The following is a 9,609-nucleotide window of genomic DNA, read 5'->3' as shown; positions in this document are numbered from 1 at the left end:
GAAAGCGGTGGCCAAGAAGACGGTGGCCAAGAAAGCGGTAGTGAAGAAGGCCGCAGCGAAGAAGGCCGCGGCCGGTGGGCGGCGGTCGGTGGGGAGTGGAGGGCGTTCATGACGGAAGCGGGCTGGGAGGGCGCGGAACCGGCGTTTCCGCATAACATCCAGGCGGAGGGGTCGCCTGAACCGGAAGCGGTCGCGGGGCGTACCTCGGGGGGTGACGGGTCGGTCGAGAGCGCGATGGCGCGGCTCGACGGGCTCGCCGAGCGTCCCGTAGTGGAGCATGTGGCCGTTTTCGAGGAGGTTCTCGGTGACCTGGAGCACACGCTCGCGTCGGTGGACGAGCGTACGTGATCGGAAGCGGTGACGGCCGCGCGCCGCTCGCACCGAGGGTGAGGGCGGCGCGGTGAGCCAGCGGAGGCGGTTGGACAGCGAGCTGGTGCGGCGCAAGCTGGCCCGCTCGCGGGAGCAGGCGGCGCAGCTCATCGAGGCCGGCCGGGTGAGCGTGGGCGGCCATGTCGCGGGGAAGGCGGCCACGCAGGTGGACACCGCGTCCGCCATCGTCGTGGCCGTGACCGCCGAGGGGCCCGACTACGTGTCCCGGGGCGCCCACAAGCTGCTTGGCGCGCTGGCGGCCTTCGCCGACCTGCGCGTCGAGGGGCGGCGCTGCCTGGACGCGGGCGCCTCCACCGGCGGCTTCACCGACGTGCTGCTCCGGCACGGGGCGGCGCACGTGCTCGCGGTGGACGTCGGCTACGGCCAGCTCGCCTGGTCGCTGCGCACCGACGAGCGGGTCACGGTGATGGAGCGGACGAATGTCCGCGACCTGACCCCGGACCTGGTCGGCGAGCCGCCCACGCTGATCGTGGGGGACCTGTCGTTCATCTCGCTCCGGCTGGTCCTGCCCGCCCTGACCGCCTGCCTGGCCGACGGCGGCGAGCTGGTGCTGCTGGTCAAACCCCAGTTCGAGGTGGGCAAGCACCGGGTCGGCGCCGGCGGTGTGGTCCGCGACCCGGCCCTGCGCGCCGACTCCGTCCGCGAGGTCGCCGCGACCGCCTCAGGGCTTGGCCTGATCGTGAAGGGCGTGACCGCCAGCCCGCTGCCGGGTCCGTCCGGCAACGTCGAATATCTGATCAGGCTCGGCAAGGGCCTGGAGCACGAACCCGTCGCCGACCTCACGGCCGCCATCGACCGCGCCATCGCGGAGGGACCCCATTGACCGTGCGCCCGGACATCCCCTCCGGGAGACCGGAGAGGTCCTTATGACTCCCAAGAGAACCGTTCTCATCACCACCCATACCGGGCGGCAGGCGGCGGTCGACAGCGCCCGGCTGGTCATCCACCGGCTGCTCAGGGCCGGGCTGCACGTCCGGGTGCCCGCCGACGAGGCCGAGCTGGTCGCCGAGCCGGGCGCCGAGGTGGTGTCGGCGTCGGCGGCCGCGGCGGCCGACGCCGAGCTCATGATCGTGCTGGGCGGGGACGGCACCCTGCTGCGGGCCGCCGAGCTGGCGCGCGAGGGCGGGGTGCCGCTGCTGGGCGTCAATCTCGGGCATGTCGGATTCCTGGCCGAGGCCGAGGTGGAGGACCTCAAGGAGGTCGTCGACCGGGTGGTGGAGAGCCACTATGAGGTCGAGGAGCGGATGACGATCGACGTCGTGGTCCGCGTCAACGGGACGGTGCTGGCCAGGACGTGGGCGCTCAACGAGGCGTCGGTGGAGAAACGCGACCGCATGCTGGAGGTGGTGGCCGAGATCGACGGGCGGCCGCTGTCCCGGTGGGGGTGCGACGGGGTGATCTGCGCCACCACGACCGGGTCCACGGCCTACGCGTTCTCGGCCGGAGGGCCGGTGGTGTGGCCCGAAGTGGAGGCGCTGCTGCTGGTGCCCAACAGCGCGCACGCCCTGTTCGCCCGGCCCATGGTGATCTCGCCCCGGGCCCGGGTGGCGGTGGAGATCCTGCCGGAGACCAGCGCGGGCGTGCTGTGGTGCGACGGGCGGCGCAGGTTCGACCTGCCGCCGGGGGCGCGGGTGGAGGTCACCAAGGGTGAGATCCCGGTCCGGCTGGCCCGACTGCTCGGCGCGGAGACCACCGGCGCGCCGTTCACGGATCGGCTGGTCGCCAAGTTCGGATTGCCGGTGGAAGGCTGGCGCGGGCGCGTCAGGAACCCCTGATGGAGTCCGCGCGACTCGAAAATCTTGGCGAGTTACGCGTAGGATCTCATCCGACATCGCAGTTGAACGGGAGGGACCAGTGCGGCCAAGGGTCGAGGAGGTCCGGATCCAGGGGCTTGGCGTCATCGATGAGGCCGTCCTGGAGCTGTCACCGGGATTCACCGTTGTCACAGGTGAGACGGGCGCCGGCAAGACCATGGTGGTGACCGGCCTGGGGCTGCTGTTCGGCGGCCGGGCCGACCCGGCGCGGGTGCGCCCGGGCGCCGACAAGACCACCATCGAGGGCACGCTGCTGGTCGACCCCGCGGGCCGGGCGGCCCAGCAGGTGTTCGACATCGGCGGCGAGGTGGAGGACGGCGAGCTCATCATCTCCCGCACCGTCTCCGCCGAGGGGCGCTCCCGGGCCTGGCTGGGCGGGCGCACCGTCCCGGTCGGGACGCTCACGTATCTGGCCGAGGAACTGGTGGCCGTGCACGGGCAGATGGACCAGCAGCGGCTGCTCCAGCCCGGCAAGCAGCGGGCGGCTCTGGACCGGTATGCGGGCGACGAGCTGGTCAAGCCACTCAGGGCGTACGAACAGTCGTACAAGCGGCACAAGCAGGTCGGCGAGCTGCTGGCCGAGCTGACCACCCGGGCGCGGGAGCGCGCTCAGGAGGCCGACGTGCTGCGGTTCGGGCTCGGCGAGATCGAGAAGGCCGACCCGAAGGCGGGGGAGGACGCGGAGCTCAAGGAGGAGGCCGAGCGGCTCTCGCACGCCGACGCGCTCAGGAACGCCGCCACCACCGCGCACACCGCGTTACTCGGCGACCCGATGTCCGGGCCCGAGGCCGCGCAGGACGCGGTCTCGCTGGTCGGCACGGCCCGGTCCGCGGTCGAGTCGGTGCGCGAGTTCGACCCGGTGCTCGGCGGCCTGGCCGACCGGCTGGCCGAGGCCGGATATCTGATCAACGACGTGGCCACCGAGCTGGCGGCCTACGCCGAGTCGGTGGAGGCCGATCCCGCCCGGCTGGCCGCCGTGCAGGAGCGCCGCTCGGTACTGACCGGCCTGGTCAGGAAGTATGGCGTGGACGTGGCCGAGGTGCTCGACTGGGCCAGGAAGTCGGCGGCGCGCCTCACCGAGCTGGAGGGCGACGACGACCGGATCGAGGAGCTGACCCGGGAGCACGACGAGCTCACCGAGCGGCTGACCGAGCAGGCCGGGGAGCTGACCCGGATCAGGATGGGCACCGCCGAGCGATTCGGCGAGGCCGTGACGGAGGAGCTGACCGCGCTGGCGATGCCGCACGCGCGCGTCAGCGTCGAAATCACGAAAAGTCCGGACTTTGGGCCGCATGGGGTGGACGAGGTCGAGCTGCGGATGGCCGCCCATCCCGCCGCCCCGCCGCTCCCGCTCAACAAGGGCGCCTCCGGCGGCGAGCTCAGCCGCGTCATGCTGGCCATCGAGGTCGTCTTCGCGGGCGCCGACCCGGTCCCGACATTCGTCTTCGACGAGGTGGACGCGGGCGTCGGCGGCAAGGCGGCCGTCGAGATCGGCCGCCGCCTGGCCAAGCTCGCCAGGACCGCCCAGGTCATCGTCGTCACCCACCTTCCCCAGGTGGCCGCCTTCGCCGACCAGCACCTGGTGGTGGAGAAGGCGAGCGACGGCAGCATCGTGCGCAGCGGCGTCGTCACCCTCGACCGTGAGGGCCGGGCCCGCGAGCTGTCCCGCATGCTCGCCGGTTTGGAGGACTCCGAGCTGGGCAGGGCGCACGCCGAAGAACTTCTCTCGTTAGCCGCCACCGCGAAGGCCGCCGTCTGACCAGAACGGTTGTGACAAACCTGACACGTGCCGGGGTGTCGGGCCTTCATGGTCGTTCGCTCTGGCAGGATGGTCCCGATGAAGGTCCCGAGCGTGAAGGTTCCGGGCCTCCGCCGCAGGAAGGTCAATGACCTACCCGGGGTGACGGCAGTGGCGAGAATCGACCGGCGGACCAAGAGGCTGACCAAGCGCCTCAAGGCCGGGGAGATCGCGATTATCGATCACGTTGACGTCGACCGGGTGAGCGCGGAGGCGTTGGTGGCATGCGGTGCTTCGGCCGTGGTGAACGTGGCCAGCAGCATCAGCGGCCGCTACCCCAATCTCGGGCCGCAGATCCTGGTCGAGGCGGGCGTGACGCTCGTCGACAACGCCAGCCCCGAGCTGTTCGAGCGGGTGCGCGACGGGGATCTCGTCCGGGTTCACGAGGGTGTGGTCTATCTCGACGAGGAACCGGCGGGCAAGGGCGAGATCGAGACGGCCGAGTCCATCGGGGCCGCCATGACCGAGGCCCGCGCCGGGCTCTCGCTCCAGATCGAGGCGTTCACCGTGAACACGATGGAGTATGTCCGGCGCGAGCGGGACCTGCTCATCGACGGCGTCGGGGTGCCCGAGATCCAGACGGTCATGGACGGGCGGCATGTGCTCATCGTGGTCCGGGGGTACCACTACAAGGAGGATCTGGCGGCGCTCCGGCCGTACATCCGGGAGTATCGGCCGATCATGGTCGGCGTGGACGGCGGCGCGGACGCGCTGCTGGAGGCGGGCTACAAGCCGGATGTGATCGTCGGCGACTTCGACTCGGTGTCGGATGGCGCGCTGACGTGCGGCGCCGAGCTGGTCGTGCACGCCTACCGGGACGGGCGGGCGCCCGGGCTCGAGCGGGTGCACAAGCTGGGGCACGACGCGGTGCTGTTCCCCGCCGCCGCGACCAGCGAGGACATCGCGATGTTGCTGGCCGACGAGACGGGCGCCGCGCTCATCGTCGCCGTCGGCACCCATGCCACCCTCATCGAGTTCCTCGACAAGGGGCGGGCCGGGATGGCCAGCACGTTTCTCACCCGGCTCCGGCTGGGCAGCAAGCTCATCGACGCAAAAGGCGTCAGCAGGCTCTATCGCAGCCGCATCTCCACGGCGTCCCTGCTGCTTCTCGTCGCCAGCACGCTGGTCACCATCGGGGTGGTGCTGTTCAAGGCGCCGGTCGGGAAGATCTGGCTGGACGGGCTCCAGGACACGTGGAACGGCTTCATCTTCTGGGTGGTCGGACTCTTCTCGTGATTGACTTTCGCTATCACCTCGTCTCCATCGTCGCGATCTTCCTGGCGCTGACGGTGGGCATCGTGCTCGGCAGCACGGTCCTGCAGGAACCGATCATCAACTCCGCGCAGGCGACCGCGGAGAGCATCAAGAAGGTGAACCAGGACCAGCGCGACCAGATCTCGGCCCTCCAGGCGCGCGAGGAGGGCACCAGCGCGTTCGTCGCGAACGCGGCCGCCGAGCTGGTCAAAGGGGATCTGGCCGCCGAGCACGTGGTGGTCGTGGAGGCGCCGGGCGCGCCCAGCGGGCTGCGTGACCAGGTGCGGGAGATGATCGAGCTGGCCGGGGGGACCTACACCGGGCGGGTGGCGCTGACCGAGAAGTTCATCGCGCCGGAGCAGGCTGGGGTGGTGGAAGGGCTCGCCGCGCAGCTCTCGCCGATCGGGACGGTGTTCCCCGAGGGGGCCACGCCGTACGACAAGGCCGGGCAGGTGCTGGCGAGCGCGCTGGTGACGACCGCGCCGATGCAGGCGGGGACGGTGAACACGGCCGCGTCCTCGGTGCTGGACGTGTTCCAGGAGGGCGGGTTCATCTCGATGTCCGACGATCCGGCCAAGCGGGCCACGCTGGCCGTCGTGGTCGCGCCGTCCACGCCGTACGAGGGGGAGGCGGCGGAGGCGCAGAACGGCGCGGTGGTGTCGGTGGCCGGGGCGCTGGACAACGCCGCGGCCGGGACCGTGCTCGCCGGGACGGCCACCGCGTCCGGGACCGGTGGGGTCATCGCGGCGCTGCTCGACTCGGGGGACGAGGCGTCGCAGGTGTCCACGGTCGACACCCTCGATATGCCTTCGGGGCGGGTCGTCCTGGTCTACGCTCTGCGGGAGCAACACGCTGGCCGGGCCGGGGCGTACGGCATCGGCAGCGGGGCGACGGCCTTCGAGCCGACCCCCAGCGCCAGCCCAAGCCCGCCGGCGTCGGGCGGCTGACTTCTAGCGTTAGGACACGTGCTGTGGGCAATCGTTCATGGTTGGCCGCCATATCCGGCGCCGCGATCGGTGCTGTCGCGGCGCGTGCCGCTTATTCGGCCTTCCGGCGGCGTCCTCCGGTTGGCGAGGAGAAGACGTGGACGCGTACCAACCACCGTGGTGAGCCGATCACGCTTCTGGAAGGTCCCGCTTATGTGGCGGCGACCGGTGCGGCGGCGGCTGTCACGCCCGGTTTGCCCTTGCGCGTGCGGGCCGCTGTTCTGCTGGCGGGGGTTGGTAGCGGGTTCCTGGGTGGTTATGACGATATTTACGGCACGACGGCGTCGAAGGGCTTCAAGGGGCATCTGGCGGCGCTGGCTCGCCGGGAGGTCACCAGCGGAGCCGTGAAGATCGTCGGAATCGGGGCGGTGGGCCTGGCATCCGCGGCTTTGGCCGGACGGCAGACCACGACCTCCTCAGGCACGATGGCCGCAGCCGGACGGCAGAGCACGACCTCCTCAGGCACAATTGCCGCAGCCGGGCGGCAGGGCACGCTCTCCTCGGGCATGATTGCCGCAGCCGGGCGCCAAGGCACAATCCCCTCCAGCAGGATTGCCACCGCCTTGGTCGGGCGGCCGGGCACCACCCCTTCTGGCGCAAGTGCCGAAATTTCGGATTCTGGTGCGACATTTGGGGATCCTGGGCATGGGCTGTCGGCTGCTGCCGGGTCGTGGGTGGCGGATTTGTTCATCGATGGGGCGATAATCGCGGGGAGTGCCAATCTGGCGAATCTCTTCGATCTGCGGCCGGGGCGGGCGATCAAGGTGGGCTTGCTCGCCGGGGCTCCGCTGCTCGCCGCCTCCCTGTACGGCTCCCGCCCGGCAACGGCCGGACTGGCCGCGATCCCGCTGGGAGCGGCGGTGGCGTTGCTGCCGGAGGACCTGGCGGAACGGGCGATGCTCGGGGACGCCGGGGCCAACTCGATGGGAGCCCTGCTTGGCCTGGCCGCGTCGGCCCGGCTCAGCCGGAAGGCCAGGCTCGGCGTGCTCGGAGTCGTCGTCGGGCTGACGGCGGCTTCGGAGAAGGTGAGTTTCACGAAGGTCATCGCGAACAACCCGGTCCTGCATCGCATCGACATGATCGGCCGGCGGCCGGTGCCGCCCCCTGCTCACCGATGACCGCATGATCAAACGGCTCGGGCAGGGGGTCGCCGGGGCCGCGCTGCTCATCGGGGCCATCACGATCCTGGGGCGGGTCACCGGGTTCGGCAAGCAGCTCGTCTTCGCCCGGACGGTGGGGACGGCGTGCCTGTCCACCGCGTACTACACGGCCAACCAGATCCCCAACCTGGTCTTCGAGATCGTCGTCGGCGGCGCGCTGGCCGGGATGGTCGTCCCGGTGCTGGCCGGGCGGGCCTCCCGCGACGAGGTGAGCGCGATCTCCTCGGCCCTGCTCACCTGGGTGCTGCTCCTGCTGATCCCGCTGAGCCTGCTCACCGCCCTGCTGGCCGGTCCGGTCGTGAGCTTCTTCGTCGGAGACCTGGCCGACTGTGACAACCCCGCTGCCGTGATCGCGACCGGGACCCGCATGCTCGTGGTCTTCGCCCCGCAAATCGTCCTGTACGGCATCGCGGTGGTGCTTTACGGCGTACTCCAGGCGCACCGCCGTTTCGCGAGCCCGGCCCTGGCCCCCTTGGTGTCCAGCGTGGTGGTCATCGTGGCCTATCTGGCTTTCGTCCCACTCAGCGAGGGAAAGACCCTGCCCGGCGAGGTTCCGGAAGCGGCCGAACTGGCGCTGTCCGTCGGAACCACGCTGGGGGTCGTCGCGCTGGTCGTCACCGTCCTCGGGCCCACCGCCCGGTTGCGGCTGCGCTGGCGGCCCACCCTCCGATTCCCGGCCGGGGTGGGCGCGCAGGTCAGAACTCTCGCGCTGGCCGGGCTCAGCGCGCTCGTCGCCCAGCAGGTCGCGATGGCGGTCGTGGTCATACTCGCCAATCGGGCCGGATCCGGGCAGATCACTGCGTACAACTACGCTTGGGCGATTTACCTCGTCCCCTACGCGGTGCTCGCCGTCCCGATCGCGACCAGCGCGTTCCCCGTCCTGTCCGCCAGGGCCGAAAACGGCGACCGCGCCGGATTCGCCGCCCTCGCCGCCCAGACCACCCGCGTCATCCTGCTCATCTCGGGCCTGGCCGCGGGCGCCCTCGCCGCCACCGCCGCCCCGATCGCCGCCGTCTTCCTCCTGCAGACCGAAACGGACGTGTCCGTCCCCGAGTTCGCCCGCGCCATCGCCCTGTTCGCCCCCGGCCTGCTCGGCTACGGCCTCATGGCCCACCTCAGCCGAGTCCTGTACGCCGAGGGCCACGGCCGCCCCGCCGCCCGCGCCATGGTGACCGGCTGGCTCATCGTCATAGCCGCCCAGACCGCCTTCTCCCTCACCTTCCCCCAGCCGTGGAAACTCGGCGGCCTCGCCCTCGGCCAAGCCGTCGGCATGACCGCCGGCGGCCTCCTCCTCCTGCTCTCGGTACGCCGGGCCCACGGCCCCCACGCCCTCACCGGCGTCCCCCGGGCGGGCCTGGCCGCCCTCCTCGGCGGAATCACCGCCTATCTCGCCGGATCCGCCGTGGTCCACCTGTTCGGCCCCCAGACCCTCTGGCCGAGCGTGCTGGAAACCGCGGTCGCCGGACTTGTCTCCCTGACTGCGGGAACCCTCACCGCCGCCGCCATCGACCGCGGCGATCTGCTGACCCTCCTCGACCGAACCCTTAGACGAAAGGCCACCCGCGCATGAGGATCGTCCTGGTCCTGGGCACAAGCTCCGGCGGCGTCGGCAGACACGTACGAACCCTCGCCCACGGCCTCACCACCGCGGGTCACGACGTCCTGGTAGCAGGCCCCCCCACCACCCAATCCACCTTCAACTTCACCCAAACCGGCGCGACCTTCGCCCCCCTCCCCATCTCCGACCGCCCCCACCCGCTCAACGACCTCCGCACCACCCACACCCTCCGCAAACTGCTCGGCGACGCCGACATCGTCCACGCCCACGGCCTCCGAGCAGGCGCACTGGCCGCCCTCGCCCTCCCCAGCCGAAAAGTTCCCGCGTCCACGGACATCGAGGGGGAGGAAGCCGCGTCCACGGACATCGGGGATGGGGGTGGCGCATCCACGGATGTCGAAGGGGCGGGTGATGTGTCCGACGGCATGAAGGAGGAGGGTGGCGCGTCCACGGACATCGGGGGTGGCGCGTCCACGAATGTCGAAAGGGCGGGTGATGTGTCCGACGGCATGAAGGGGAAGGGTGGCGCGTCCACGGACATCGGGGGTGGAGGTCGTGGGACTGCGGGCGCGGAGAGTGGGACTGGGGTCGCCGCGGGGCGGCCCGGAAAGCCGGAGGGGGGAGATCTCTCCTTTGGTGGGGGTAGGCG

General features: G+C 71.2%; 9 protein-coding genes. All 9 read left to right on the top strand.

The genetic code is table 11. From position 1 onward, the window contains the following. Positions 1-108 precede the first annotated feature (108 nt). The gene (locus tag Amac_RS46340) at positions 109-348 is read left to right on the top strand and encodes a hypothetical protein (RefSeq protein ID WP_218041686.1); all 240 of its coding nucleotides are present in this window, start codon (positions 109-111) and stop codon (positions 346-348) included. Positions 349-400: 52 nt separating this feature from the next. After that, the gene (locus tag Amac_RS46335) at positions 401-1,213 is read left to right on the top strand and encodes a TlyA family RNA methyltransferase (RefSeq protein ID WP_155360821.1); all 813 of its coding nucleotides are present in this window, start codon (positions 401-403) and stop codon (positions 1,211-1,213) included. Between the two features lie 43 nt (positions 1,214-1,256). After that, on the top strand, positions 1,257-2,165 hold the full coding sequence (locus Amac_RS46330; protein WP_155360820.1) for an NAD kinase: 909 nt from the start codon (positions 1,257-1,259) through the stop codon (positions 2,163-2,165). A gap of 79 nt (positions 2,166-2,244) precedes the next feature. Next, positions 2,245-3,963 (top strand): DNA repair protein RecN, encoded by a 1,719-nt coding sequence (gene recN / locus Amac_RS46325; RefSeq protein WP_155360819.1) that lies wholly within the window; start codon positions 2,245-2,247, stop codon positions 3,961-3,963. A 78-nt stretch (positions 3,964-4,041) separates the two neighbouring features. Continuing rightward, positions 4,042-5,238, top strand: coding sequence for a putative cytokinetic ring protein SteA (steA, locus tag Amac_RS46320; protein ID WP_155360818.1), 1,197 nt, complete (start codon positions 4,042-4,044; stop codon positions 5,236-5,238). Then, positions 5,235-6,203, top strand: coding sequence for a copper transporter (locus Amac_RS46315; protein WP_155360817.1), 969 nt, complete (start codon positions 5,235-5,237; stop codon positions 6,201-6,203). Before steA ends, Amac_RS46315 begins: the two co-directional genes overlap by 4 nt. A gap of 41 nt (positions 6,204-6,244) precedes the next feature. Next, the gene (locus Amac_RS46310) at positions 6,245-7,360 is read left to right on the top strand and encodes a hypothetical protein (protein ID WP_246269140.1); all 1,116 of its coding nucleotides are present in this window, start codon (positions 6,245-6,247) and stop codon (positions 7,358-7,360) included. Between the two features lie 4 nt (positions 7,361-7,364). Beyond that, positions 7,365-8,972: a murein biosynthesis integral membrane protein MurJ gene (gene murJ, locus Amac_RS46305; protein WP_155360815.1), complete on the top strand. Its 1,608-nt coding sequence runs from the start codon at positions 7,365-7,367 to the stop codon at positions 8,970-8,972. Next, on the top strand, positions 8,969-9,609 hold a 641-nt coding region (locus Amac_RS46300), incomplete at its 3' end, for a glycosyltransferase (RefSeq protein ID WP_155360832.1). The genes murJ and Amac_RS46300, both read left to right, overlap by 4 nt.

Origin of the sequence: Acrocarpospora macrocephala (assembly GCF_009687865.1) — a bacterium.
In the GTDB taxonomy this organism is placed as follows: Bacteria; Actinomycetota; Actinomycetes; order Streptosporangiales; family Streptosporangiaceae; genus Acrocarpospora; species Acrocarpospora macrocephala.
The sequence above is the reverse complement of the archived record's forward strand: the minus strand, read 5'-3'. Positions and strand labels throughout refer to the sequence as shown.